Annotated in this window: 37 protein-coding genes; 32 read left to right on the top strand and 5 right to left on the bottom strand. The window is 56.4% G+C overall.

The features are described 5' to 3' along the window. Positions 1 to 11 precede the first annotated feature (11 nt). Together MJP36_RS17680 and MJP36_RS17675 are read right to left on the bottom strand one after the other, a co-directional pair. Positions 12 to 593 (bottom strand): DUF4236 domain-containing protein, encoded by a 582-nt coding sequence (locus MJP36_RS17680; protein WP_244383634.1) that lies wholly within the window; start codon positions 591 to 593, stop codon positions 12 to 14. Between the two features lie 20 nt (positions 594 to 613). After that, positions 614 to 1345, bottom strand: a complete 732-nt coding sequence (locus MJP36_RS17675) for a S24 family peptidase (RefSeq protein WP_244383633.1) — start codon at positions 1343 to 1345, stop codon at positions 614 to 616. Positions 1346 to 1444: 99 nt separating this feature from the next. On the opposite strand from MJP36_RS17675, the gene MJP36_RS17670 reads away from it, so the two are divergent. The 14 genes from MJP36_RS17670 (at position 1445) to MJP36_RS17605 (ending at position 9231) form a co-directional block, all read left to right on the top strand. Further along, a complete protein-coding gene (locus MJP36_RS17670; protein ID WP_010566447.1) occupies positions 1445 to 1639 on the top strand; it encodes a helix-turn-helix domain-containing protein in 195 nt (64 codons plus the stop codon). 80 nt (positions 1640 to 1719) lie between these two features. Continuing rightward, positions 1720 to 2145 carry a phage regulatory CII family protein gene (locus MJP36_RS17665; protein WP_244383632.1) on the top strand — a complete coding sequence of 142 codons (426 nt, stop codon included), beginning with the start codon at positions 1720 to 1722 and terminating at the stop codon, positions 2143 to 2145. 69 nt (positions 2146 to 2214) lie between these two features. Then, positions 2215 to 3009: a Rha family transcriptional regulator gene (locus MJP36_RS17660; RefSeq protein ID WP_244383631.1), complete on the top strand. Its 795-nt coding sequence runs from the start codon at positions 2215 to 2217 to the stop codon at positions 3007 to 3009. After that, complete coding sequence (locus tag MJP36_RS17655) at positions 3006 to 3935, top strand: helix-turn-helix domain-containing protein (protein WP_244383630.1); 930 nt, start codon at positions 3006 to 3008, stop codon at positions 3933 to 3935. The genes MJP36_RS17660 and MJP36_RS17655 overlap by 4 nt, the downstream gene beginning before the upstream one ends. Continuing rightward, a complete protein-coding gene (locus MJP36_RS17650; protein ID WP_244383629.1) occupies positions 3922 to 4719 on the top strand; it encodes a hypothetical protein in 798 nt (265 codons plus the stop codon). Before MJP36_RS17655 ends, MJP36_RS17650 begins: the two co-directional genes overlap by 14 nt. Next, entirely contained in the window at positions 4716 to 5231 is a 516-nt protein-coding gene (locus MJP36_RS17645) for a hypothetical protein (RefSeq protein ID WP_134657792.1), read from the top strand. The genes MJP36_RS17650 and MJP36_RS17645 overlap by 4 nt, the downstream gene beginning before the upstream one ends. Then, entirely contained in the window at positions 5228 to 5419 is a 192-nt protein-coding gene (locus MJP36_RS17640) for a hypothetical protein (RefSeq protein ID WP_244383628.1), read from the top strand. The genes MJP36_RS17645 and MJP36_RS17640 overlap by 4 nt, the downstream gene beginning before the upstream one ends. Further along, entirely contained in the window at positions 5410 to 6003 is a 594-nt protein-coding gene (locus MJP36_RS17635) for a recombination protein NinG (protein WP_244383627.1), read from the top strand. Before MJP36_RS17640 ends, MJP36_RS17635 begins: the two co-directional genes overlap by 10 nt. Continuing rightward, positions 6000 to 6545 (top strand): hypothetical protein, encoded by a 546-nt coding sequence (locus MJP36_RS17630; RefSeq protein WP_244383626.1) that lies wholly within the window; start codon positions 6000 to 6002, stop codon positions 6543 to 6545. Before MJP36_RS17635 ends, MJP36_RS17630 begins: the two co-directional genes overlap by 4 nt. A gap of 256 nt (positions 6546 to 6801) precedes the next feature. Beyond that, on the top strand, positions 6802 to 7314 hold the full coding sequence (locus MJP36_RS17625) for an acyloxyacyl hydrolase (protein ID WP_169903602.1): 513 nt from the start codon (positions 6802 to 6804) through the stop codon (positions 7312 to 7314). Between the two features lie 79 nt (positions 7315 to 7393). After that, complete coding sequence (locus tag MJP36_RS17620) at positions 7394 to 7579, top strand: zinc finger domain-containing protein (protein WP_244383625.1); 186 nt, start codon at positions 7394 to 7396, stop codon at positions 7577 to 7579. An 8-nt stretch (positions 7580 to 7587) separates the two neighbouring features. Then, positions 7588 to 7911, top strand: coding sequence for a hypothetical protein (locus MJP36_RS17615; RefSeq protein ID WP_134657787.1), 324 nt, complete (start codon positions 7588 to 7590; stop codon positions 7909 to 7911). Between the two features lie 640 nt (positions 7912 to 8551). After that, positions 8552 to 8890 carry an MFS transporter gene (locus tag MJP36_RS17610; RefSeq protein WP_244383624.1) on the top strand — a complete coding sequence of 113 codons (339 nt, stop codon included), beginning with the start codon at positions 8552 to 8554 and terminating at the stop codon, positions 8888 to 8890. Then, positions 8887 to 9231 carry a hypothetical protein gene (locus MJP36_RS17605; RefSeq protein WP_244383623.1) on the top strand — a complete coding sequence of 115 codons (345 nt, stop codon included), beginning with the start codon at positions 8887 to 8889 and terminating at the stop codon, positions 9229 to 9231. The genes MJP36_RS17610 and MJP36_RS17605 overlap by 4 nt, the downstream gene beginning before the upstream one ends. A 49-nt stretch (positions 9232 to 9280) precedes the next feature. Here MJP36_RS17605 and MJP36_RS17600 read toward each other — a convergent pair whose 3' ends face one another. Beyond that, positions 9281 to 9703: a hypothetical protein gene (locus MJP36_RS17600; protein WP_244383622.1), complete on the bottom strand. Its 423-nt coding sequence runs from the start codon at positions 9701 to 9703 to the stop codon at positions 9281 to 9283. A gap of 74 nt (positions 9704 to 9777) precedes the next feature. On the opposite strand from MJP36_RS17600, the gene MJP36_RS17595 reads away from it, so the two are divergent. The 6 genes from MJP36_RS17595 to MJP36_RS17570 all read left to right on the top strand — a co-directional run bounded on the left by MJP36_RS17595 (position 9778) and on the right by MJP36_RS17570 (position 15312). Next, positions 9778 to 10410 (top strand): putative metallopeptidase, encoded by a 633-nt coding sequence (locus tag MJP36_RS17595; RefSeq protein WP_244383621.1) that lies wholly within the window; start codon positions 9778 to 9780, stop codon positions 10408 to 10410. Beyond that, complete coding sequence (locus MJP36_RS17590; protein WP_244383620.1) at positions 10410 to 10940, top strand: HNH endonuclease; 531 nt, start codon at positions 10410 to 10412, stop codon at positions 10938 to 10940. The genes MJP36_RS17595 and MJP36_RS17590 overlap by 1 nt, the downstream gene beginning before the upstream one ends. Before the next feature lie 120 nt (positions 10941 to 11060). Beyond that, the gene (locus tag MJP36_RS17585; RefSeq protein WP_244383619.1) at positions 11061 to 11537 is read left to right on the top strand and encodes a DUF2280 domain-containing protein; all 477 of its coding nucleotides are present in this window, start codon (positions 11061 to 11063) and stop codon (positions 11535 to 11537) included. Then, on the top strand, positions 11512 to 12834 hold the full coding sequence (locus MJP36_RS17580; RefSeq protein ID WP_244383618.1) for a terminase large subunit: 1323 nt from the start codon (positions 11512 to 11514) through the stop codon (positions 12832 to 12834). The genes MJP36_RS17585 and MJP36_RS17580 overlap by 26 nt, the downstream gene beginning before the upstream one ends. Further along, positions 12831 to 14249: a DUF4055 domain-containing protein gene (locus MJP36_RS17575; protein ID WP_244383617.1), complete on the top strand. Its 1419-nt coding sequence runs from the start codon at positions 12831 to 12833 to the stop codon at positions 14247 to 14249. Before MJP36_RS17580 ends, MJP36_RS17575 begins: the two co-directional genes overlap by 4 nt. Further along, positions 14224 to 15312: a minor capsid protein gene (locus MJP36_RS17570; protein ID WP_244383616.1), complete on the top strand. Its 1089-nt coding sequence runs from the start codon at positions 14224 to 14226 to the stop codon at positions 15310 to 15312. Before MJP36_RS17575 ends, MJP36_RS17570 begins: the two co-directional genes overlap by 26 nt. Positions 15313 to 15326: 14 nt before the next feature. Here the strand turns inward: MJP36_RS17570 and MJP36_RS17565 are convergent, their stop codons facing one another. Beyond that, a complete protein-coding gene (locus MJP36_RS17565; protein ID WP_244383615.1) occupies positions 15327 to 15902 on the bottom strand; it encodes a hypothetical protein in 576 nt (191 codons plus the stop codon). A 160-nt stretch (positions 15903 to 16062) separates the two neighbouring features. Between MJP36_RS17565 and MJP36_RS17560 the strand changes: the two genes are divergently transcribed. The 10 genes from MJP36_RS17560 (at position 16063) to MJP36_RS17515 (ending at position 21849) form a co-directional block, all read left to right on the top strand. Next, positions 16063 to 16791, top strand: a complete 729-nt coding sequence (locus MJP36_RS17560; RefSeq protein ID WP_244383614.1) for a hypothetical protein — start codon at positions 16063 to 16065, stop codon at positions 16789 to 16791. Positions 16792 to 16803: 12 nt separating this feature from the next. Beyond that, complete coding sequence (locus MJP36_RS17555) at positions 16804 to 17769, top strand: major capsid protein (RefSeq protein ID WP_042572010.1); 966 nt, start codon at positions 16804 to 16806, stop codon at positions 17767 to 17769. Positions 17770 to 17816: 47 nt separating this feature from the next. Next, the gene (locus MJP36_RS17550) at positions 17817 to 18401 is read left to right on the top strand and encodes a hypothetical protein (protein WP_244383613.1); all 585 of its coding nucleotides are present in this window, start codon (positions 17817 to 17819) and stop codon (positions 18399 to 18401) included. Between the two features lie 59 nt (positions 18402 to 18460). Further along, the gene (locus MJP36_RS17545) at positions 18461 to 18964 is read left to right on the top strand and encodes a DnaT-like ssDNA-binding protein (RefSeq protein WP_244383612.1); all 504 of its coding nucleotides are present in this window, start codon (positions 18461 to 18463) and stop codon (positions 18962 to 18964) included. A gap of 17 nt (positions 18965 to 18981) precedes the next feature. Continuing rightward, positions 18982 to 19350: a hypothetical protein gene (locus MJP36_RS17540; RefSeq protein WP_244383611.1), complete on the top strand. Its 369-nt coding sequence runs from the start codon at positions 18982 to 18984 to the stop codon at positions 19348 to 19350. Continuing rightward, entirely contained in the window at positions 19347 to 20003 is a 657-nt protein-coding gene (locus MJP36_RS17535; protein ID WP_244383610.1) for a hypothetical protein, read from the top strand. The genes MJP36_RS17540 and MJP36_RS17535 overlap by 4 nt, the downstream gene beginning before the upstream one ends. Then, positions 20000 to 20419, top strand: a complete 420-nt coding sequence (locus MJP36_RS17530) for a phage tail terminator-like protein (protein ID WP_244383609.1) — start codon at positions 20000 to 20002, stop codon at positions 20417 to 20419. The genes MJP36_RS17535 and MJP36_RS17530 overlap by 4 nt, the downstream gene beginning before the upstream one ends. 72 nt (positions 20420 to 20491) lie before the next feature. Beyond that, the gene (locus MJP36_RS17525) at positions 20492 to 21139 is read left to right on the top strand and encodes a phage tail protein (protein WP_244383608.1); all 648 of its coding nucleotides are present in this window, start codon (positions 20492 to 20494) and stop codon (positions 21137 to 21139) included. Positions 21140 to 21142: 3 nt separating this feature from the next. Next, on the top strand, positions 21143 to 21523 hold the full coding sequence (locus MJP36_RS17520) for a phage tail assembly chaperone (protein ID WP_244383607.1): 381 nt from the start codon (positions 21143 to 21145) through the stop codon (positions 21521 to 21523). A gap of 47 nt (positions 21524 to 21570) precedes the next feature. Beyond that, positions 21571 to 21849: a DUF1799 domain-containing protein gene (locus MJP36_RS17515; RefSeq protein WP_244383606.1), complete on the top strand. Its 279-nt coding sequence runs from the start codon at positions 21571 to 21573 to the stop codon at positions 21847 to 21849. Between the two features lie 189 nt (positions 21850 to 22038). Here the strand turns inward: MJP36_RS17515 and MJP36_RS17510 are convergent, their stop codons facing one another. Then, the gene (locus MJP36_RS17510) at positions 22039 to 22305 is read right to left on the bottom strand and encodes a hypothetical protein (RefSeq protein ID WP_244383605.1); all 267 of its coding nucleotides are present in this window, start codon (positions 22303 to 22305) and stop codon (positions 22039 to 22041) included. Between the two features lie 227 nt (positions 22306 to 22532). Between MJP36_RS17510 and MJP36_RS17505 the strand changes: the two genes are divergently transcribed. Then, positions 22533 to 23525: a PAS domain-containing protein gene (locus MJP36_RS17505; RefSeq protein ID WP_244383604.1), complete on the top strand. Its 993-nt coding sequence runs from the start codon at positions 22533 to 22535 to the stop codon at positions 23523 to 23525. Positions 23526 to 23782: 257 nt separating this feature from the next. Continuing rightward, positions 23783 to 25225, top strand: coding sequence for an ATPase domain-containing protein (locus tag MJP36_RS17500; RefSeq protein ID WP_244385638.1), 1443 nt, complete (start codon positions 23783 to 23785; stop codon positions 25223 to 25225). Positions 25226 to 25236 lie beyond the last annotated feature (11 nt).

Genomic DNA, 25236 nt, shown 5'->3' with positions numbered 1-25236 from the left:
CGCCTCCAGGGTCATCGCGAGTATTGCCATTCGCCTGATTCGCGCTCATACCTATCAAAAGCTTCTCTGAGCGCGACTATGTCCAAGGGCGATTTAGGGGTGATAGCCCCAGGCTCTTCTGGAATAATTCCGTCAGCCTCCATCAGCTCCATCAATCTTCGACCTCGCGCAGCATCAACTTTTAGATAGTGAGAAACGAAGGCAGGGCTGAGGTGGTTGCCTGTAAGCGTTGCAATCACAGCTCGGCCATACATTGGATCTGCGGCGTAACTGCCTTGGTCAAGGTAATTTTCAAGCCATCCCGCGAACCTGCACTCAGCAAGCAGAACGTCTATATCTGCAATCGTTTTATCAGCGCTTGCCAATGCCTCTGCCAAGGCTTGCTCATGCGCCTGATCGTTGGCTTGCTCGCTCTTTATCAGGTGGCTCGTCGATAGGCCTGTCCCTGGAAGGCCGGCAGTGACCCTTACTCCCTTCCTGCTCGTGTTGACGCTCAGTCCTGGCGGGCCGAACGAAAAGCTGAAACCGGTTTTACTGATGTTTAGCCAGACCCAGGGGAGTATTTGAATCCGCTTTTGAAATCTCATAGCCATTCACCACCTCCTTGTGGTCGTTACAGCTTGCGAGCATTCCAAACAAGCAAAACACGAGCCTGGATATGCACTTTTGCGAGCATGTCACCTTCAATCATTATCGGCGGGTAAACCGGATTGTCTGAAATCATACGCAGAGAGCCGCCGGTCAAGCGCTGCAGGCGCTTAATGAAAAGCTCGCCCTCCAGCGTGAAAACATAGATCGCATCAGTGCGAATCTCAGTGATACCACGGTCTACCAGGAGAGCGTCACCATTTCGGAATGTGCCCTCCATACTGTCACCGTCCCCATCAATGATGGCTAGGTTCTCCAGCTTGGAATATGACAAGCCCTGCGTCTTCAGCCAGTCGAGATGCACCGTAATGTCTCTGATGACCTCGATATGGTCGGGCGGCACTCTGCCTGAACCCATCGAGCCGGCAACATCGAGCTGAGGGATCGTGATAAAGCTGGAGTCCTGCGATTTCCGGCGAGACTCAATCGGCACGACATTACTCTCCTTGCTTGCAGGCTGCGCTCCGTCATCCGAACCCTTCCTCATCGGCCCCTTTCCAGTAGCCAGCCACATCGGCATAACCTTTAGATAGTCGGCGGCGATCAAAAGATTCTCGCCCTCAATCGTTTTGGTTTTTCCTGAAATCCAATCATTAACAGACGGTGCGCGAATCCCGCAGGCGCGAGCCAGAGCTGCCTGCGTGACCTTTGGCGGGCCGGCCATCGCCAGCTTTAAACGTTCTTGAAGTGTCCTCATTAGGGGAGCCTAACACTAGGAATATAAGGTATTCCTATTGACCCAAATAAAAGGTATGCCTAGTATCTATACCTATGCGAATAGCCGGAGAAATCAGGCATGAACCCAAATGAAATTATTGATGCTCTCGGTGGCACTTTCCGTGTCGCCGAGCTGTGTGAAGTGCGACCTCCATCAGTAAGTGATTGGAGGAAATACGGCATCCCAAGGGCTCGGATGATGTTTCTGCGCATCGCCAGGCCGGATGTTTTCAAGGAACTGGACGCCCAAGGCGCCAAGAAAACCGCCGCCTGACATCCCTGTCCGCCGTTCCATTGAGCAAATGATCGCCTCTGCACCTGCAGGGCGCCACGTAAAGAATTTCGAGGTGTTACATGCAGGAATTGATGACAGCCATTTATGACGTGGTGGATACGCACGGGGCAGGTCGGATCGCGGAGGGTGCTGACTTCACCAGTCGCACGCTGGTTTCACAAAAAGCAAACCCGCACTACGAAACCCACCGCATGAACGTGGAAGAGCTGCACCGGATTATGAAGTTCACCCAGGATTTTCGCCCTTTGAAAGCGTGGGCCGATGCGTTTGGCTTTGACTTGGTGCCGAAGGACAAGCCCGAGGGAATCAACCTCAACTCCGCGCTTCTGCGACTCCACGCCGATCTGGCTGATGTGACCCGCCTCGCGTTCGACGCCCAGGCCGACGGTCGCGTCTGTTCTCGCGAGAAGTCCGAACTGCTCAAGGAGGCTGAGGAAGTGATCGTCAGCCTGGAAGTGTTCAAGCAGTCCGTGAAGGCCGCCTGAGTTACAGACACAAAAAAGCCACCGGACGAGGGTGGCTTTTTCTACAGCGGTAAACAACTGGAGCGAATCATGCACCAACACACCGAATCGATCAATAGCCCCAACAATCTCGCGCCACGTTTTTCGCAATCTGAAAACGTGGCGCAGACAATGTCTTCCGTTGAAATCGCGGAGCTTGCCAGGAAGCTACACAAGAATGTGCTGGCTGACGTCCGGTCCATGTTCGCCGAGCTTGAAACTGACTCGGCTGAATATTCAGCCCAGTACAGGGACAGCACCGGAAGGCTGCTTCCTTGCTTCAATCTCGACAGAGAGATGACCGACACGCTGCTTACTGGATATAGCGCGAAAATGCGTCTTGCGGTCGTTCGCCGCTGGAGAGAGCTGGAGGGGCAGATCGACAAGCCTCAACCGCTCTCTACCATCGAAATCCTGCAGATCGCCATGGAGTCTGAAAAGGCCCGTTTGATGCTCACTGCCCAGGTCGAGCAGCAAGCCACCAAGATCCACTCCTTGGAAAACCTGATCAAGGAAGGCATGACCCACACCCAGTTCTGCAAGGGCCTGAATGGGGTCAACGTCATGCAGGTGGGCAATTACCTGGAATCGCGCAGCTGGCTCTACAACGAGAGCAAGTCCGGTAACCGTCACCGTGTCGGCTCGTACGCCCGCGACAAGTACATGACCGAGCACCAGCACGAAGTCACACCCCACGGCAAAGACCCGTTCATCTCCTACACGCCCGTTCTGCTGAAGAAGGGCGCTGCACGCCTGTACGACCTGTACCTTGCCGGCGAGCTGCCCATGAAGAAGACTTGGGATGGGCTGTTCACCCACGATAAAGCAGTGCGAGGTGCCGCGTGAGCATGGGCCTTATGGTCGCCGCGATGAAGCTTCGCGTCGGCAATCCATTGCGCAAGCTTGTCCTGATCAAGCTGGCCGACAACGCTAGCGATGTAGGCGAATGCTGGCCGTCCTATCAGCACATCGCCGATCAGTGCGAGATTAGCAAGCGCTCCGTTATGAACCACATAGCAGCCTTGTGTGAATCGGGATTGCTGCGTAAGGAAATCCGTAAGGGTGGTCCGAAAGGAAACTCGTCGAACGTTTACTTCCTCACTCTTGATGGTGGTGGTGCACCTCCTGCACCAGGGGTAGTGCAGCAAATTCACCAGGGTAGTGCAGCAGGTTCGCCCCCTAGTGAATCTCCTGCACCAGGGGGTAGTGCAGCATTTGCACCCAGAATCAGTAACTCTCTTGAACCAGTCATGGAACCGGTCATTGAACCAATTGCACCCCCGGCTCCCGCCGAGGTTGCGCCCGCTCAGTCCCGCGGCTTGGTGCTGGTTGTTGATGGTACCGACACCCCACGGGTTGAAATCCCCGCCGACATGCCTGGCCCCAAAGACCATACCTGCAAAACCTTCAAGGTTTGGGCGAACTACGCCATGGCCTACCGCAAGCGCTACAGCGCCTGGCCGGTGTGGAACGCCAAGGTCGGCGGTCAACTCGGTCAACTGGTCGACCGTCTCGGCGCCGATGTCGCCCACCATGTTGCCGCACACTTCCTAAAGACCAGCGACGCCGCTGTGCTTCGCAAGTGCCACAGCCTCAACGAGCTGCTGGCCAACGCCGAGAGCTACCACACCCAGTGGGTGACCGGGCAACGCATCAACGGCACCACCGCCCGCCAGATGGAACGGACTGAGGCAAACCTGTCCGCAGCTGAGCAAGCGGCCCAGATGGTTCTGGCCAAACGCCAAGCAGGTGAACGCAATGAATACCTTTGAAATGAACGACCAGCAGGTCGCAGGGCTGGCCGCCGCCATCTGCGCGACTGCCGAAGCCATGGGCCAGGAAATGAACCCTGGCACCGCTGCAATGATGGCCGAAGACCTTTGCGCCTACCCGGTGCCCGTCGTCAAGGCCGCGCTGAAAGCCTGCCGCTTTGAGGTGAAGGGCAAGCTGGCAATGGCCGAAATCCTGCAGCGTGTCCAGTCCTCCGACGGTCGTCCCGGCAAGGACGAAGCCTGGGCCATCGCCATGACCACTAACGACGAATTCGAGACCGTGGTATTGACCGACGAGATCCAGCTGGCGCTGGCCGCTGCCAAGCCTGTCCTCGACGCTGGTGACAAGGTGGGGGCTCGCATGGCGTTCATCAGCGCTTACGAGCGGTTCGTCGGTCAGGCTCGCGAAGACGCCAAGTCGGTGAGCTGGCACGTCTCTGTAGGGTTCGACGCCAATCGCCGCGTTCAGGCCGTGACCAAGGCCATGGAGCTGAAGCGTATTCCCCGCGAGCACGGCCAGAAGTACCTGGCAGACCTGAGCCTCGAGCCGATCACCGAAGACGGGCGTGCCGTTGCGGGCTTGCTGACTGGAGCTGTTACTCGGCCAGAACCGGCACTACGCCAGAAGCTCGAGCTGGTGAAGAACTCCATGCTGGAAATGCGCAAGGCCAGCGCCGAGCGGAAAACTGAATTACGGATTGAAGCGGCCAACGAGTTGGCGGACCGCCGGGCGCTGCTGATCCAGCAGGCCCACGATTTGGAAGCGAAGAGGGCGGCGCAATGACCAAGTCAGCGAAACCCCGCCCAATGCCCGTTTACCTGGTTCTGCGCCGCCTTGTAGATCCCGCCACCGGCAAAGAGGTCGCCGCGTTCGTGCCGTCCTCCGACGCTGACCGGTCGATCCTGCGGGAGCGTGATTTTCGGATCAACACGAAGATTCGCGCCGATCTCAAGCAGCCGCGCAATCCGCGGTTCAATGGTTTGGTCCATGGCCTGGGCCGAGTACTGAGCCAGAACATCGACCGGTTCTCTGGCAAGCAATCCCACGACGCCATCAAAGCCCTGCAACTGGAGTCAGGCGTCTACTGCGACGAGGAGCTGTTCGACATCCCCGGCCTGGGCCAACTCACCCGCAAGACGCCCCGTAGCCTTTCCTACGACTCTATGGGGGAGGAGACATTCCAAGATTTTTGGCGCCAGTGCTGCGCGTACCTGGTGCTGCACGACTGGCCGACGCTCACGGAAGAGCGCCTGACCGAAATGGCAGAATTTGAAGCATTCAAGGAGGCTGCATGAGCCACGACAACGGATACGGAAAGCCTTGCCCTGACTGTGGCGAACCGATGACAAACCTGACGAGCCTGAACCTGCGCCAGTGCGCCACAGGTTGCAAAGAGAGATTCGACTGGATGCTGGACGAGGGGCAGGCACCGTTGTTCGGCAACAACCGACGAAAAGCCAAGGAGGGCAAAGCATGCGTGTAGCCATCAAGGAGAAGAGGGCGCCCAAGCCCAAGTCTTGTAAGAACCCTGCTTGCAGGGCCTCATTCGTCCCGAAGGTTAGTTTTCAGTCCTGGTGCTCGCCGGGCTGTGCCGTTGTCATCGCGCGGAACAAGCAGGACAGGCAGCGCAAGTCCCTGGCGAGCATCGAACGCCGAGAGATAAAGGTGCGCAAGGAGAAGCTGAAGAGCAGGGCGGATCACCTCAAAGACACTCAACAGGCGTTCAATGCCTGGGTGCGCACCCGTGACGCGGATCTGCCTTGCGTAAGCTGTGGTCGCCACCACGAAGGCCAATATCACGCCGGGCACTATCGGACGGTTGCATCCAATCCTGCTATCCGCTTCGAGCCCCTGAATGTGCACAAGCAATGTGCCCCCTGCAACAACCACAAATCGGGCGACATCGTTAACTACCGCGTTGAGCTGGTTAAGCGGATCGGCCCTGAAGCTGTTGAGTGGCTTGAGGGACCTCATGAGCCCAAACGGTACACCGTAGAACAACTCAAGGCGATGACTGCCCTCTATCGGGCAATGACCAGAGAGCTAAAAAAAGGAGAAGCCGCATGACCTATCGCAACGTTGTTTCAGCTGTAGTTAGGGCGCTCGCGGCCGAGACTATCAGCTCCGCCGGCGGCTGCGATTTTGAGCCCAAGGTGCAATGCGCCAAGCAGAAGGGGGAGATCGTCGGCAAGGAGGCGGCGTTTCTCCAAGATTGCTGGGTGTTTGGGCGGCTGCACAAGGCTTTGACCCCGTCGCACTGGAGGGCCTTGGTGGCGAAGTACTCGACGCATGTTGAGCGCAAGCATGCAGCTATATCTGAGCTGACTCGATCTGTACGATCACCGGCACCAGAGCGATTCGTGCACTGCGCCGTTGTGACCTGGGCACTGCCCAAGCTTCCAGGAGTGGACGGTAAGCGCTCCACTAACGTGCTGCCCGCCGGCTGGTATGAGATGGACAACTGGGCAGATGGGCCGCATCCGATCAAAACCCAGGAGCGGTGGCGACGCGATATTCGCAAGGTCCTCAATCGAGAAGTGGACGAGGCTCTGGTTTGTGCTCAAACACTACTGGACGCAGAAGACCTCATTGATACAAAAGCCGCTTGACACTAAATGATCCATTGAGCCAATATGTATCCATCCTGTCACTCCTGCGTGTGTAGGATTGAAATAAAAGCCCGGCCATCGCGCCGGGTTTTTTATTGCATCTAATATCTGAAATCCCTGCTTATAAGTGCATTCGGCCAAAATGCATGTGAAAAATGACAGGTTGAAAAATTATGGAACGATTTGGAAGCTGCCATCCTCTGAGGGTCTCCAAAATCCGTAATTACCTGATTTTTCAATACTAATTGGTCATAAAATGAAGAAAATAGTACTCGCTGCACTCGTGCTTTCCTGTGCAGCACTGAGTGTGCAGGCTGCTGAAATATCTGGCGCTATCGGTGCGACTAGTCAGAGTGGTTTGACTGCCCGAGCAGCGCTGGGTTTTGGCTGGGATAAAGCCTGGTTGCAAAGTTCGACAGGCAAGCTGACAGGTTATTGGGATCTGGGTTACACGTACTGGGAATCGGGCAAAGAAGCAGGTGCACGTCATTCTGTTTCCTTCTCGCCAGTTTTCGTTTACGAGTTTGGCCAAGGTGAAATCAAGCCATTCATCGAGGCCGGTGTCGGTGTCGCGATGTTCTCGGGCACGACCGCTGGCGATCAAAAATTTGGATCCTCCTTCAACTTTGAAGATCGGATCGGCGCGGGCTTGAAATTCGGCGACACGCAGCGAGTCGGTATCCGCGCTACTCACTATTCAAATGCGGGCATCAAACAGCCAAACGACGGCATTGAGTCTTACGCGCTTTTCTACAGCCACTCGATCTAAATAGCACACAGAAACCCAGCCTTCGCGCTGGGTTTTTTATTGCCCATGGAAAGGGCGATTCAGCAAAAGGAATTTGCAGATGTTGAAAGAATTTAGATGCGGAAACTGCAAAAGACTTCTCGCCCGTACGGGTGGGTTTACAGAGCTCCAGATCAAATGTTCCCGATGCGGGACGTTGAATCATGTGAAGGCCACGAGCCTCGAGCAATCGCCTTTGAGCGACATGAAAGCGGAATCCTCCGCGAACAATCATTCGACTCAATAGGTGAAAAAATGGAACCAGTACAAATCGGCAGCCGTTTCAAATCGATCGCAACCAGCTACGCAGAGGCAGTTTTCACTCCGGCGCAGAACGTCAATGGCGCGGTTGTTCGAACAGCTACCATGATCAGCCCTGTCGGGAACGGATTCATTAGTACCGGCACGACCATTCCGGAAGGGCGCTGGGTGACCAACGTGCCCGTTATCTTGTCCGCCGTTGGCGGTGCTTCCACTCTCCCGTTCTCTGTGACCATCCCTGCCGGTCAGGGCCTGTGGGTAGCAATGACTCAGAACGGCGGCGGTACTGCTTATGTGACCTACGACCTGCTGCCGTAAGTAGTAGTTTCTCGGGCCCAACAACCAGAAGGTCATGAGCCTCTCCCCATCGCCTTTGAGCGACATCAAAGCGGAATTTTCCGCGATAAATCATTCGACTCAATAGGTGAAAAAAATGGATGTACAACCAATCGGCTCTAAGCATTTTTCCGGTAGCGTATCTGGCGTGGTTCAGATTATTAATCCTGCAGAAAACGTTTCCGGGGCGATCATTCGTACTGCATCAGTCCAGAGTCTCAACTGGACTGTACTGGCCGCGGGTGCTACGAAACCTCAATCCGCCACGGATTTTTCGGTTCCGATCGTAATGCTCGGGGGTGGTAATACTTTGAGGGACTTGCAATACCCAATCTCGTTGCCAGCAGGCGCTGGGCTCTGGGGTGCCACCTCTGGCAGCGCCACTATGTTCGTGACCTACGATCTTCTCCCATAAATTCTATTGGGGTGAGTTGTTAGCTCGGAGAGCACCAATATGCCGGCGGCCACTATGCCTAACTAGAGGTCGTCGGCTGTACTCAATTTTATTGCCTCGCCTTTACGTAGGGCTTTTCGTTTTCAGCCCCACCACACCCATCGCTCTGAGCTGGGAGTGCAGTTGGAGCCATTCTAATTTCAAGTCATGCCCCACGGAGTCGAGCGCATGGAGTATTTACAGCGCCTGCTCGACAAGATCGACAGGTTCGAATTGTTGATAGCGGGCCTGGTAGGGGCCGTTGTTGCGAGCTGGTGGCACAAGGACGACTTGTCCGACTGGCGAGCCTGGATGGTGTTCCTGATCACCGGCATGGCCTGCTCGATCTATCTTACGAGCATGGTCAGCGCCTACCTGAACGTCACTGAGCCGAAGATCGTCGCCGGTATTGGATTTCTGTTGGGGGCCTTCGGCGGCTCACTCCTGGCGGCCATCAATCGAGCTATCAAATCCGCTGACCTCTGGGCGCTCATTCGCCAGCGGTTCGGGGGAGGCAATCCACCATGAATCTTGAACTGATCAACTCCATCGCCTGCGGCCTGATCGCGTTGTGGGCTGCCTGGTGCGTACTGAGCGGTAAGGTGAGGGACGGCATTCTCGGGAAGCTGATCTACACCACGATTGCCATCACAGGCTTCGTCGTATCGGTGCGTAGTCAGAGCATCTTCTTCGGTCCGACTACTGCTGGACTTACGCTGCACGTCGCCCTGGCACTGGCCGGCGCCCGCCACATCTTCATGGTCACGTACTGGCAGCGGTTAAAAATCTGGCTTTGCCGGACGCTGAACTGCGAGCACTGTCTGCACTGTGACAAGGCACCTGGTGGTATCGAGCGCCGAGCCAACTAATCCGCGCCACGTTTTCATTTGCTTAAAAACGTGGCGACGACTTCATCGATCAATTGCCGACGAGTTGCGTAGCGTGTGGGTCAGAAAATTCGTATTCGGTGTTCGCGGTAGCGATGGAGCCCCATAGGTGCTGAATGGAGTTCGCATTCTTCAGGCTGGTCAAAACGGGTACTGTTGCGAACCCCAAAGAATCTAGCGTGAGCGCGCGATGCCTGCCATCACTGAACTCAACGCTGCCGTCGTAGTTGACGTGCAGCATAGGAATGTAAAGCTGTCCTGTGGTTGAGAGTGTTCGGTGGTTCTCTGCCAGGCGTTTCGGCAGGGTTTCATTCGCGTGAAATTGGTCCATAGCGACCTTAGCAGCTGCCTTGGCGTCCATAATCAAAATCACCGGCTCATCCTCAGATGAAAAGTGGAGGACGGTAGCGGAGGGCGGCCAACTATTTTTAGTGAGACAAACCATCTTTGCCATATTACCGGAGCTCCTTTTTATGTGCGGGGTAGCGGATGGTGGCACACGCGAGTCACCTCAGCTAGGGCAGATAAATGGTTAGACCTTATCCCCCATCATCGTTACTTGAGATATCTGAACTTTGCGACTTCGCCATCCACTTGGCCCCTGCCCCTGAGGTGCGGGAATGGCTCCAAGCCGAAATCCTTGCCGACACCGGCAGCATTCACAACGAAGACCATGCCCATCTGCTGGATGCAGACATCCGAGTCATGTGGGCATCGTCGAGCTTCAACAAGCAGGGTAGGACGGTCCTGGGCCAGGCCGAGCAGGTAGCGTTCCGCGCCGGCGGTTGGCAGAAGGCCCGGATGGAGCAACAGATGCGTGATTGGTTCGGTGATGTGCCGGCATTCATCATCACCCTGGCTGCTGACTATTGCGCCCAGTGCAGCGATGTGGATTTTTTGCGATTGGTTGAGCATGAGCTTTATCACATCGCTCAGGCGACAGATCAGTACGGGGCTCCCAAGTTTACTCAGGAAGGCTTGCCCAAGCTCTACTTGCGTGGACATGACGTCAGCGAGTTCGTGTCGGTTGTTGAGCGATACGGCGTAGGGCATCCAGACGGTGATTTGGCCCGCATGGTCGAAGCAGCCAAGAATGCCCCGTCGGTAAGTCACGCATCTATCGCCAGCGCATGCGGCACATGTCTTATGAGGTCTGCGTAATGATTGAGCAATGGAAGGTTGTTCAAAGCCATCCTGATTATGCGGTTAGCAACTATGGCGCGGTCAAACGCATAGTAAAACCGAAGCGCGGTCGCGGCCGCATCGGGGCAATCCTCAAGCCCCGTATTCCGGGTAGCGGGGCGTATCCAGCCGTTGCGCTCTCCTGTGAAGGCGATGTCACGAATTGGTATGTCCATCGCCTTGTGGCCCATGTCTTTATCGGGCCATGTCCAGAGGGATTCGAGGTCAATCATGTCGACGGAAACAAGCAGAACCCGCGACTTGATAATCTTGAATACATCACGCGCAGCGAAAATATCCAACACGCATTCCGCAACGGACTCCTTTCTCGGAAGGGGGCGAGAAACAGCAAGGCCGTCCTAACCGACAATGACGTGCTCTACATACGCTCGGAATACACCGGGAAATACGGCCAGTGCGCTTCTATTGCGCGCCGCTATGGGGTTAGCCATGCAGCAATCCAAGACATCGTGCATGGCCGCAATTGGGCCCATCTGCTGGCCGTTTAGTAGGCAGAAGCTGCAAACAGCCCTGCCGGGGTGGGGAAAATTGAACATTGCGAGGGCCTGCGGAACCTGTCTGCTCAAGTTGGCCTGATCCTTGACAGGACCTTGACGGAATAAACCCATATGGCAGCCCTGAAAGATGAGGTGAAGCGCTTCATTGTGCAGGCCCTTGCCTGTTTCGATACACCCTCCCAAGTTGTCCAGGCCGTCAAGGATACCTATGGCCTCGAAGTGACACGTCAGCAATGCGAGATGTATGACCCTACGAAGTATGCCGGGCGCGATCTTGGTGTGAAGTGGAAGACGGTATTTGAAGATACCCGTAAACGTTTTCGGGAGGACACGGCCGAGATCCCGATAGCCAATCGTGCATTCAGGCTTCGCGGCTTGGGGCGGATGGCAGAGAAGGCCGAAAACATGCGCAACCTGGCGCTGACTGCACAGCTTTACGAGCAGGCCGCCAAAGAGGTGGGCGACGTGTACGTGAATCGCCGCCTCGAACCTGAAAAACCACTTGGCTCCCACGCGGACCAGCAGCACGCCGTTGCTGAATACACGCTGGAGCCTGATGAGCATGTCCCGACTTCCCCGTACCTTTGACCCGCCGGTAAAGCTGACGCCCAAGCAGGCGAACATTTACTGCTGGGGCTTCCAGCCTGAGGCTCGCTTCCGTGACGCGGTGTGCGGCCGCCGGTTTGGCAAGACGTTCCTGGGTAAGGCCGAGATGCGCCGGGCGGCTAGACTGGCTGCCGAGTGGGGTGTGAGCGTCGAGGACGAGATCTGGTACGGCGCGCCAACCTTCAAGCAGGCCAAACGCGTGTTCTGGCGTCGGCTGAAGCAGGCCATCCCCGAGGCGTGGCGTGCACACCGTCCGAACGAGACGGAATGCTCGATCACGCTCAAATCCGGCCACGTCATGCGCGTGGTGGGGCTCGACAACTACGACAACCTGCGCGGCTCCGGTCTGTTCTTCGTCCTGGTGGATGAATGGGCGGACTGCCCGTGGGCTGCATGGGAAGAAGTGCTGAGGCCGATGCTGTCGACCTGTCAGTACACGATTCCGGGCGTCGGCGTGCGCAAGGGCGGCCATGCGTTGCGAATTGGTACTCCGAAGGGCTTCAACCACTGCTACGACACTTATCTGGACGGTAAACCAGGCGGCGAGCCGGACCACAAGAGCTGGCAATACACGTCATTGCAGGGCGGCAACGTTCCTCCTGAAGAGCTTGAAGCAGCTCGCCGGAAGATGGACCCGCGCACCTTCCGGCAGGAGTACGAAGCTGGCTTCGAGAACTACGCGGGCGTCGTCTACTACACGTTCAATCGCGATGAGTGCCGAACCAGCGAGCGAATCAAACCGGGCGAAGCGCTGCACATCGGCATGGACTTCAACGTCATGAAGATGGCGGCCGTCGTCTATGTCGTGCGTAACGATCTGCCAATGGCCCTGGATGAGTTTCATGGCGTGCGGGACACGCCTGAGATGATCGAGAAGATCCAGACACGGTTCCCTGGTCACTCGGTGGCGGTCTATCCCGACGCCAGCGGGCAGAACACCAGCAGCAAAAACGCAAGCGAGTCCGACTTGTCGCTGCTGAAGAAAGCAAAATTCACGGTGATCGTCGACGCCACAAACCCAGGCGTGAAAGACCGCGTGAACTCGGTGAACGCCATGTTTCTGAACGCCTACGGCGAGCGGCGACTGAAGGTCAATATCGACCAGTGCCCTCAGCTCACCTTGTGCCTGGAGCGACAGACCTACACCGACAAGGGCGAGCCGGACAAAGACCCGAAAAAGGGTCACGACCATATGAACGACGCCGCCGGCTACTTCATCGCCAAGCGCTATCCGATCAAAGCGATCGTAACTTCTATCAAAATGGGATACGCCCGATGAGCAACGACGTCTCCTTCAAGCGGGCGGAATACACGGCAGTGCTGGACCGCTGGGCGACCGTTCGCGACGTCTGCGCTGGCCAGCACCGGGTAGTCGACCGGCTGCCGTACATCAACGCGCATGACAAATCGCCTGAGAACGAAGACCGTAACCAAGCTTACCGCGAGCGTGCGGTGTTCAAGAACGCGACCGGGCATACCCGTAATGGGCTGCTGGGCCTGGCCTTCCACAAAGACCCCACGTTGACCGTGCCCAAGAAGCTTGAATATCTGCAGGACAACGCCAACGGCTCCGGGGTGAGCATTTACCAGCACTCCCAAGGCACGCTGGAGAAGGTGCTTGAGGCTGGCCGCCACGGCCTATACGTCGACTATCACCAGGATGACGGCATCGGCGGTCACTCGGTGATCCTGTCCTATTGCGCCGAAGACATCATCAACTGGCGCACGGGCATGGTGAACGGTCACAGCGTGCTGACGCTTGTGGTGCTTCGCGAATCGCCTGAGATTCCCGACGGGTTTGGCTACAAAACGGCTGAGCAGTACCGGGAGCTGGCGCTTGAGGATGACGGGTTTGTGTGCCGGGTCTGGCGTCGGTCCGGGCCGAAAGGTGGCGGGCCGCTGGCGGTCATCGAAGAGTTCACGCCGGAAGGCGTTACCGGGCGTCTCAAGGAGATCCCGTTCACCTTCGTCGGCGCACAGAACAACGACCCAAGCATCGATGAGTCGCCTCTCTACGATATCGCCATGATCAACCTGGGCCATTACCGGAACAGCGCCGACTATGAAGACAGCGTCTTCTGGTGTGGCCAGGCCCAGCCGTGGATCAGTGGTTTGGATGAGCAATGGCGCGACTGGATGGAGAAAAACGGCGTCTACGTCGGCTCCAGGGCGCCAATGATGTTGCCGGCCGGCGGCCAGTTCGGTTACGCCCAGCCATTGCCGAACACTCTAGTCAAGGAGGCCATGGCCGACAAGAATCAGATGATGATCGAACTGGGCGCCCGGATGGTGGTTGCGTCACTTGCTACCAAGACCGCAACAGAGTCCCGCGGCGATCAGTCGGCTTCGACTTCGGTGCTGGCTGGGTGCGTGGCGAACGTGAGTGAGGCCTACACCCGGGCAATCATGTGGTGCTGCGCTTACATGGGCATCGCGGAAAAAAAGATCGCCTACCAGGTGAATCAGGAGTTCGTCGAGCTGACGGCTGATCCGCAGATGATCACGGCCTTGGTCGGCTTGTGGCAGAACGGCGGCTTCGCCAAGGCCGATTTGCGGGCGTACCTACGCAAACTGGGGCTAATCGCGCCAGAGCGCACTGATCAGCAGATTGACGGCGAGCTGGAAGAGCAGGGCGATGGACTGGACCTGGACGACGAGGACAAACCAAATGGCGGTAAATCCGGCAGTACTTGATGCCACCATCCGGCACGCGGTCTTCCTCGAAAAGCTCAAGGCGGGGGAGGTGGGCAAGTTTGCCCCCTTCCTCAAGGAGATTGATCGTTCGATCCGTGACCGGCTCACCCAGTCAGACCTGACCGAGTACAACGTCAAGCGCTTGGAAGCGTTGCTGAAAGAGGTAGATAGCCTCCTGTTGGGCATCTTCGACCGCTACAGCACGCAACTGAACCTCGACCTGGTGGATATCGCCAACTACGAGGCTGAGTTTGAGGCAACCAGTCTTGCCAGATCGGCGCCGGTTGGCGTGTCGCTGGATGTGGTCGCTCCGACGGCCGCTGCAATCCGCACCGCAGTACTGACGAATCCGCTCAGCGTGCGCGGCACCGTTGGCGGGAAGCTGCTGAAAGCGTTCATCAAGGGTTGGACCAGTGCCGAGCGCGAGCGCGTCACCGGCATGATCCGGCAGGGCTTCTTCGAAGGGCAGACGAACTTCCAGATCGTTCGCAACATTCGCGGCACCAAGACTGCCGGCTATAAAGACGGCATCCTGGCCACCACCAACCGCAATGCCAGCACGGTCGTGCACACCGCGATTCAGCATGTGTCGTCCCAGGCGCGAATGGAGGTGGCCAAGGCCAATACGGACATCGTGTCTGAGGTGGAGATGGTCGCTACCCTAGACAGCAAGACCAGTCAGCAATGCCGGTCGATGGATAAACGACGGTTTCCGGTCGATTCCGGTCCAAGGCCGCCGTTTCACCCGAATTGTCGTACTACCTTCATACTGCTGACCAAGCTCAGCGCAATGTTCGCCAAAGGCGCTACGCGGGCCTCGGTTGGCGCAGATGGAGGACGGCAGGTCAGTGCTGATCTTGATTACTACCATTGGCTCCAGCAGCAGCCAGCTTCGTTCCAAGACGTAGCCATCGGGCCCGTCCGGGCGAAGCTGTTCCGGGAGGGTGGGCTGACGGTCGAGCGCTTCGCCGAGCTGCAGCTTGATCGTAACTTCGCACCGCTGACGTTGGCTCAAATGAAGAACTTAGAACCACTGGCTTTTGAGAGAGCAGGCATTTTATAGCCTGCTGGCGTTGCTCACGGAGCTCTCAAGCTGACCACTGTAAAAGGATTGCCGGACGGGTCCTTTCCTTGGGAAACGATCTCATGTTGCTTTATAGACTTGATTTTGTACTCATCCGAACTGCCAGGAACATATTGCTTGTTCATGTCAGGGAGTGAAATTCCGCTCAATTTTTCCAGAAGTGGGATCGGCATTTCTACATCGCCACTTTTAAAGGTCGATGGTTCGGTATGAAATCCTGTCAGCGTAAACGTTAAGAACTCGTCGTCAGCCGTCCAAACACCTGAGCCTTTTGCGAGAACTACTGCAGAAAACGACTTGTCGGCAGCGCCGCCTGAGAACGTGAGTGTTCCGTTCACGTTGTATCGCCCGTTACGGAAATATTCAGTGATGCCGTTGAAGGCGATAGTTCCACCAGGGACTGGGTGTTGGTAGTTGCTTTCCCAGCGCCCGAGAAAGGCAGCGTTGTGCTTTGGACCTGACTCATAAAACGGGCCGTATATCGTCACTAGGCCCGCGATTAAAGTAATGACTGCAGCGGCAATGACATAGCCTCTACGAGTGAAGTGTTTGATCGTTTCTAGTTTCATATTGTGAGAACTACTCCGTTAGTTTTTGGGGTCCATTGACATCAGTCTACTCAATACCGTGACCGCTGCGGTAGCAAGTCATCTTTCTTCCGAGCCTCGCCTCTGCGGGGCTTTTTCTTGCCTGCAAAGCGGGCAAATCATACCCAAGGGGTACATTAACGTGGCAGAAGAAAACGAAATCGACCTGGAAAACCCGGCAATCAAGGCCGCTATCGCCACTGCCGTTGAAGCATCCGTATCCGGTTTGAAGACCAAGAACTCGGAGCTGCTGGGCAAACTGAAGGAAACCTCCGGCAAGCTGACCCAATTCGAAACCCAGTTTGAAGGCATCGACATCGACGCCGTCAGAGGCCTGCTCAGTCGCGCCGGGCAGGACGAAGAAACCAAGCTGCTGACCGAGGGCAAGGTGGACGAGGTCTTCAACCGTCGCACCGAGCGTCTGCGTGGTGACTACGACAAGCAGTTGAAGACCATCAGCGAGCGCGCCGAGAAGGCCGAGTCCTTCGCTGCCAAGTTCCAAGGCAAAGTCCTGGGCGATTCGGTACGCGGCGCAGCGCTGAAGGCCGGTGCTCTGCCGGAAGCAACCGACGACATCATCCTGCGCGCCAAAGGCGTGTTCACTCTTAACGAAGATGGCGATGCAGTCGCCGTTGATGAGTCCGGCCAGGTCATCCTCGGTAAAGACGGCAAGACCCCTCTGACTCCGCTCGAATGGGCGGAATCTCTGCGTGAAAGCGCACCTCACCTGTGGCCAAGGGCTTCAGGCACATTTGCCCCGGGCGGGGGTGGCGGCAAGGCTGCATTCAAGCGCTCCGAAATGACCTCCGAGCAGAAGCGCGACTTCCAGCGCAAGCACGGCCAAACCGCATACCTCGCATTGCCTAAATAAGGGGATTAACCCATGGCTACAACCGTTAACAGCGACCTGATCATCTATAACGATGAGGCGCAAACCGCATACCTGGAGCGTGTCCAGGACAACCTGGATGTGTTCAACGCATCGTCCAACGGCGCGATGGTGCTGGACAATGAGCTGATCGAGGGCGACTTCCGCAAGCGCGCCCTCTACAAGCTGAACGGCTCTCTGGAGCATCGCGATGTCAACTCGGACGGCAAGGTAACTGCCAAGAAAATCAGTGCCGGCGAGGCTGTCGGCGTTAAGGCTCCCTGGAAGTACGGCCCGTATCAGACCACCGAAGAAGCGTTCAAGCGTCGCGGTCGTCCCGTCGAGGAGTTCTCGCAGATCGTCGGTGCCGACGTTGCCGACGCCACTCTGGAAGGTTTCATCCAATACGCAACTGCTGGCCTGCGTGCCGCCATCGGCTCCAACGCTGACATGGTGGTTTCGGCCAACATCGAAACCGATGGCAAGAAGACCCTGACTCGCGGTATGCGCAAGTTCGGCGACAAATTCGGCCGTATTGCTCTGTGGGTCATGCACTCCAGCGCCTATTTCGACATCGTCGATGAAGCCATCACCAATAAGATCTACGAAGAAGCTGGCGTCGTGATCTACGGCGGCCTGCCGGGCACCCTGGGCAAGCCGGTACTGGTGACCGATACCGCGCCGGCGGACGTGATCTTCGGCCTGCTGCCAAACGCCGTAACCATCACCGAGTCGCAGGCGCCGGGCTTCCGTTCCTATGAAGTGAACGATGAAGAAAACCTGAGCATCGGCTACCGCGCGGAAGGCACCGTGAACATCGATGTGCTGGGTTATAGCTGGAAAGCCACCACTGGCGGTTCCAACCCAACCCTGGCTGCCGTCGGCTCCGCTGCCAACTGGGTCAAGCATGCGGGCAGCAACAAGGTCACCGCTGGCGTGATGATCACGCTCACCGCAACGCCTCCGGTCACTGGTGGCTAAGGCTCAAACTCAACGCGCGGTCAGAGATGGCCGCCTTGGAGAAACACATGGAACTGACTTACAGCAACCAACTGAACGGGTTCGATCCGGAGAAGCGTTACCGTAATCCCGAACACTTCGATAAGCCCGAAGCCGGTGTGACCAGTGTGCTGGTGATCGGCGATTGGCCGAGCGTGGTCAATGCGTACGAAGCAGCCGGCATCAATGTGTCGGTGAAGGAGGCCAAGCGAGTGCAGATTGTTGGCGCGGCCAACCAGGTCGAACTTGAAAAAGTCATCGCTGCTTTGCGTGCTGAGCATGGATCGATCCACATCCTTATTGACGACCTGAAGGCTGGCGAAATCCACCGTCCAGAGTCCGGCGAACTGGCGTTGCGCTTATTTGAAGTGCTGGGCACCATCCATAACTCTGTTGGCGATTTGACCACCGAGCGCGATGGGCTGGTCCAGACGGTCGACGCGTTGCGGGAAGAGATCGAAGCGCTCAAGAAGGACGCAATCGCGCCGCCTGCTGATGAGGCTGGTGAAGTTGAGGCACTGAAAGCAAAGCTTGATGAAGCCAAGGTGCCATACCGGGCCAACGCCTCGAAAGAATCCCTGGAAAAGCTCGTCGCCGAGCTGACCAAGGATTGATACTGCTGACTGTCGGTGATCCGGCGGCCAATCTTCAAAACATTTCAGCGAGTTAACGCATGACACTCATCATCGAGGACGGCACCGGCAAGCCTGACGCCGAAAGCTACGCGAGCGCCGAGGATTTGACTCGGTACGCCGTGAAGTTTGGTGTGGTCATTCCTGCCGGTGCCCCTGCGCAAGAGGCGCTGCTTCGCCGGGCCGCCTTGGCGATGGATGGCATGAAGTGGAAAGGGCGCAAGACCAGCAGCGAGCAGGCCTTGTCCTGGCCGCGTCGGGAGGTCCTGCTTGATCAGGAGATCAAGCCAAACAACTACCTACCGGCGCGCATCCAGTATGGGCAGATGGCCTTGGCAGCTGAGATTCATCAGGACGATATCGATCCGGTGGAGAAGCGCAAAGGCGCAGTGACACTTGAGCGGGTCGAGGGCGCCGTTACACGCGAATATGCGGCAATCCCGAACACCAGCAACCGGTTACTGCCAGCGGCGCCGGACCGCCCAAGCGCAACGCAGTTTGCCGACTACCAACAAAAGCGCGGCCTGTTCGCAGTACGCGCATAGCTGCAACGGAGACCACCATGGCCTTCTACGACGAAATGGCCGTGATGGCTCTGGAGATGATCACAGAGTTCGGCCAGTCGGTGACCATCAGCAAAACGGAGCCCGGCGAGTACGACCCAGAGACGGGCGGCGAAGCACCTGGCACCACTGTCGAGCAAGTCGCCCCGGGCATCCTGCTCGACTTCACTGGCCAAGAATTCCAAAACAACAGCCTTATCCGGCAGGGCGACAAGAAGCTCAAGATCGCTGCGCAGGGTTTGACCTGGGTGCCTGGTCTGCTAGACAAGGTGGTCGCCCAAGGTCGCACCTGGTCAATCGTCCCTCCGCTGAAAGAGGTCAACCCCGCCGGCACGCCGATCCTGTATGAGCTGCAGGTGCGGTCATGACGAACAAGTACGCGAGCATGAACGGCAGCTTTGCCGAGAATATCCGCGACTTCGCCGAGCGAGCGAAGGGTGGTATCGACGCGACCATCCGCGAGATCGTCATCGAGATCGGCAGCAGCATTATCCGCATGTCACCGGTGGGCAATCCAGAGATCTGGGCTGCGAACGTCGTTCACCGACAGGCGAACAAGCGAGCCGCCGATGACTATGACTTCAAGGTCGCGGTGCGCAACACAATCATCAACCTGAACGAATCGAACTTCACCAAAGCCGGCAAACTGCGAAAGGGTGTGAAGTACGCCAAGCCCCTGACCAAGACCGAGCGCGACCAGAACTTCAACGTGAACGGGTTGGTGGCGGGCAGGGACTACGTTGGTGGGCGGTTTCGCGGGAACTGGCAGTTTTCGATTGATACGCCGGCCGAGGGAGTGCTTGATCAGATTGATGCCAGCGGTAACGTCAGCATCGCCGTGTTCAAGGCGCAGGTTCAATCCCTGACAGCGGGGCAAACAGCCTACATCGTGAATAACCTTCCTTATTCTATCCCGCTGGAATATGGCCACTCGACCCAAGCACCCGGCGGTATGGTCCGAATCACTCTGGCTCGCTTCCAGCAGATCGTCGACGAAGCCACAAGGAACAACCAGGTATGAGCCACGCCATCATCGCTTCAATTTACGAGGCCAAGCTGATTGCCTGGAGCAAGGCCCGGACGGAGCCGATCAAGGTGGTGTTCGAAAATGTCCAATATGATCCGGCAGACGGCGAGACCTATCTGCGGGCGTTCATGCTCACGGGCGATATCGCGAGCAGCACGCTCGCTGGCGACCACCGCGCTTTCATCGGGGTCTACCAGATCAGCATCGTGGCTCCGGCCAATACCGGCAAGACCAAGACGAACCCGCTAGTGGGTGAATTGACCACGCTGTTCCCGCTTTATGCGCGAGATACAAAGGCCGGCCTCACCGTAGTTACGATGTCGCCAGTAGATCCTGGGCCGGGCATTCCTGATCCACCCACATATACCGTGCCGGTTTCGTTCGAGTATCGAGCCGACATCGCTACCTGAATACGCCCGTTGGGCAACCCCTGAAACCCGCCACTGTGCGGGTTTTGTCATTTCTGAAAAGAGGAAGCACCCATGCAAATGCCCAACGGCGCCACCCTTGAGATCGCGTCAATCTACGGCACGCCGATCCCATTCACGGCCCTGACGAACGCTAATCCAGCCGTCGCTACCGCTGCGGCGCACGGTCTGGCCGAGGGCGACATCATTGCCGTAAATTCTGGCTGGACCCGCCTTGATGGTCGCGGCGTTCGAGTTGGGACGATCGCCAGCGGCACGTTCGCGCTGGAGAACATCAATACGACCAGCATCCAGCAGTATCCCGCGGGCTCGGGGATTGGTTCCGTTCGCGAGGTGACAGCTTTCACCGAGATCTCGCAGATTACTGAGATGAATTCCAGTGGCGGTGATCAGCAGTTCCTGACCTTCGGCTTCCTGGCCGACGATGATGATCGCCAGATGCCGACCACAAAAAACCCGATCACGCTGACCTTTACCGTCGCCGATGATCCGTCCAAGCCGTATGTGGCCTTCTGTGAGGCTGCGGACGACGACAAGCAGGCTCGCTTGCTTCGCCTGAACCTGCCGGGCGGCAGCAGCATCATCTACAACGGTTATGTGTCGATCACATCGACCCCGACCATGTCCCGCAACAACCTGATGACCCGTGTGATCAGCCTGGCGCTGACCGGTCGCCCAGCCCGTTACGCAGCTGCGGTGTAACCGATGGCCAAGTTCAAGTTGATTCAGAAGCCGACCTTCAAGGCGCCGGTGATGATCCAGCGCGCCGGCTACAACGCTGAAAAGGTTGAGTTCGAGTTCAGGTATCTGGACCGTACCGCGCTTGCCGAACTGTATACCGGCTGGAACGAGCGGCATGACGAACTGGGCAAGCAGGTCGGGGATATGGATCTCAAAGCCTTCACCGCCGCCCAGATCGCACTGCAAGCAGACCAGTTGCTGGATGTGGTGGTGGGCTGGGATATCGAAGAGGAGTTCACGCCTGAAAATGTGCGCATCCTCGTCAACTCGATCAACTCGGCGCCAAAGGCGGTACTGAACGCGTACGCCGAAGCCTTCAGCGAGGCCCGCCTGGGAAACTCCTGAGCGCCTCCCGCGCGCTGTATGAGCCCGGGCCGTCAGATGCAGATCTGTTGGCCTTCGGCTTGTCTCGCCAGGACATTCCCGACCAGGAAGTAGGCATCTGGCCCGACAACTGGGACGCCTTCAAGGTCTTCGAAGCTATGAGCACCCAGTGGCGCACAGGTGCGTGCGGCGCGACAGGCATGGACTACAGCGTTCTCTCCGGTGTTATCCGAATGTGCGGCGTACCGATCAGCCAGCGACAAACCATTTTCAGCGACTTCCGGCGGATGGAGGCTGAAGCGCTGCAGGTGATGGCTGAACAGCGGGAGAGTGCGAGAGGCGCCTGATCCTCAGGCACAAAGACGCAAGACAACCGACATGACGCGGCATGGCCGTAGGAGGAATTATGGGCGCCAAAGAAAAGATCGAGAAAACCATCCGCTCGGACACTTTAATCCGATCCGTTAATTGGCGTGCTGGCGTAAGTGGTTGGGAGCTTACGCCAGATGGCTCATTCCATATCTACGGGAAACCGATCAAGCAACGCCGTTCTGCTTGAGCCAATCAATGACTTGAGACTGATCGTTCACCAAGAAGCGGAGAGGGCGCTCATACGCTTCTTTAGCAATGCTTCCCTGCACAGATGAAGGGGCATCGTGGATAAACTTTTCAGCCAAAGTTTTCAATGCTGTGTTATTAAAATTTGGCGAAGACTTCAGAGCCATGGCAATGGCATTTATTGCCATAAAAAGCCCAAGCTCAGTTGGCGTCATTACAGCTTCGATATCTGATTGGTTGCTCACATTGACCTCCAGGTCGTAGACGCGCCGATATTGGCGCTACCCCAGTCCTTGGGCTTGCAGGCGAAGGACTGGGAAATCCTTGCGTGTGGCAGAAGGCTACTATCTGCGGTGGCTGCAGCGTTACTGGCTTTCCGTCCACACTGGATGGGTAAACAGATCTTACGATTGTAGTACCCTCTCAATTCCTCTAGTCTTGGCTCAACGGTTAGGGGCTAAGCTGAAAAACGATGTATAAACATTATGATGATATTCCTGTCGCCCACCCCGATCTTCAGAGTGCAATGCTCGATGCGACTCCTGACTGCATTAAAATTCTCGATCTGAACGGTACGCTATTGGCTATGAGTAACGCTGGGTGTCTGGCGTTGGGAGTGACAAAGTCTCAGGTTAAAGGAAGTTCTTGGGTGGCCCTTCTACCCACATCAGTTCATGACGCTGCCACCGAAGCTTTAGCTCAAGCTCTAAGTGGAAATACCGCTCGTTTTGCAGGGTATAGTGAGTGCTCCGGAAAAGTTACTTACTGGGATAACTTACTAACTCCCGCAGCTGATCAGACGGGGAAAGTGAGCTCGATCGTATGCGTTTCTCGGGATATTACGGAACAGACATTGTTGCGGCGAGACCTAGATAGATCTTTAAAACGAGAGCAACTTCTTTCGGGCGAGATGCTTCATCGGATTAAAAATCTTTTCTCGGTTGTAAACGCAGTTGTGAGGATGTCCGATAGGGAAGCACGGTCCATCGGTGGGGATGGTGGGTTGGCTAACATTCTTACCGATAAACTGGGAGCATTAGCTCGGGCTTATGAGTCTGTGTTGGCTGGCCCGGAAATGTCGAACGCTGATATGAAAGCGTTCACGGGCTCAGTCTTGAACCCGTTTGGTTCGCAATGCAGGTTAATAGGCCCGCAACAGCAGGTTCCTCAGGAACTCTGTCAGACGCTCGCACTTTTCCTTCATGAGCTGGCAACCAACTCTGTGAAACATGGTTCTTTGAGCAGCCCTGACGGAGAGGTTCATGTTTGCTGGTTCACCACAGAGAAGTGCTTAACAATCGAGTGGCGCGAGATCAGCGGCCCTGCTGTAACAATTCCGACCAAGCAAGGGTTTGGTACGCATATGATTGATCGATTGGCAGAGTCGTCTGGCGGTTCTATCGCACGAAATTGGGACCCTGCGGGTTTGCACGTTTCACTAAAGATTCCGCTTGGTAAAGCGTAATCTAAAGCGCTGGGCTTTTTGCATTACCCCTCAGTGTGCTGAATGCCTGGGCAAGAGACAGAAACGTGGTGTGTGTTCGCTCTCATTCCTAAGCGGACACTCACTATCTAAGAAATACGGAACGATTCAGAAGAAGGCAACGGCGTATTCAGCTCTCTTTTTCAATCATGCGTTAGCCGAGAATGGCTCCTGAAGGCAAATGGCGTTAGCATTCCGCCTCACTCGGCTTATACAGCCTGTTTTCAGATCAGGGTCGCATCGTGGAAAAGCTCAAACGTCTTCAAACTGGGATCGAAGGGCTAGACGCTCTGCTCAAGGGAGGGCTAGTCGCAGGCGCTTCATACATCATCCAAGGGCGGCCAGGTTCCGGCAAAACGATCTTAGCCAACCAACTTGGGTTCCATCATGCGAACAACGGCGGCCGAGTTCTGGTCGCTACGTTGCTGGCCGAGTCACATGACCGTCTTTTTCAGTTTCTTTCTACTCTGAGCTTTTTCGACGTTTCCAAAGTCGGCGCACAAATTCAGTTTGTCAGCGCGTTTGATACTCTGGAAAACGAGGGCTTGGGTGAAGTGGTAAAGCTGCTTCGGCGCGAGATCATTCGTCAAAAAGCCACGGTGATGGTAGTAGACGGCTTGCTTAACGCGCGCTCAAAAGCCGATTCGCCCATCGATACCAAAAAATTTATTTCGGAGCTGCAAGGGCACGCCGCCTTTGCGGGTTGCACCGTATTGTTCCTCACCAGCTCACGTATCGATGATGGCAGCCCCGAGCACACTATGGTTGATGGCGTGATTGAAATGGGCGAAGAGTTAGTCGGCACCCGCTCAGTACGTCGTATTCAGCTGCGTAAAACTCGTGGTAGCGGCGCAATGACAGGTATTCATGAGTGTGAGATTAACGACAACGGATTGGTTGTTTACCCTCGACTCGAAAGCCTTTACAGCCATCCATCCGCCCCAGACAGTGCCGACATGACGCGCATTGCCAGTGGAATTGGCTCACTAGATGGCATATTGGGTGGGGGCCTTTACAGTTCCAGTGTCTCTCTCGTCATGGGACCTTCCGGAATTGGTAAAACGACTCTGGGATTGAAATTTTTGGCCGAGTCCACGGTAGATTCTCCAGGACTGCATTTTGGCTTCTACGAAAGCCCACAGCGGCTTCGACTCAAGGGCCAATCACTGGGTATCGATATCAAAAGCATGGAAGACAGTGGCGCCCTGAGCATTACCTGGCAGCCTACTACTGAAGGCTTACTGGATGGACTGGGCGCACGACTACTGACTATCGTTGAAGAAAAAGGTATCAGACGCCTGTTTATCGACAGCCTTAGCGGTATGACGCGAGTCTCAACGAATCCGGCGAGGATCACAGACTTTTTAAGCGCACTGATGAACGAACTGCGGGCCAGGGGGGTCACGGTATTCGCCTCTTGGGAAATGCGCGATCTGTTTGGTTCAGAGGTCAGTGCACCAAGCTCCGACCTGTCAAGCATCGTCGACAATCTGATGCTGATGAGATTCTCAGAAAATCACTCTGAACTATGCAGGACGCTTTCCATTCTTAAAGTAAGGGATAGCGCTTATGACCCCTCGCGTTTTGAGGTTGTCATCCATAATCAAGAAGTTTTATTGAAAAAGGCTTTAAGACATGAACCATCAGTGCACGCTGAGTCATTTCCCGGTTCAATTTCTTAAGCTTTTGAGTG

It is taken from the genome of Pseudomonas palleroniana, assembly GCF_022836895.1.
Taxonomy (GTDB): domain Bacteria; phylum Pseudomonadota; class Gammaproteobacteria; order Pseudomonadales; family Pseudomonadaceae; genus Aquipseudomonas; species Aquipseudomonas palleroniana.
This window is presented reverse-complemented; position numbering and strand designations above follow the sequence as displayed.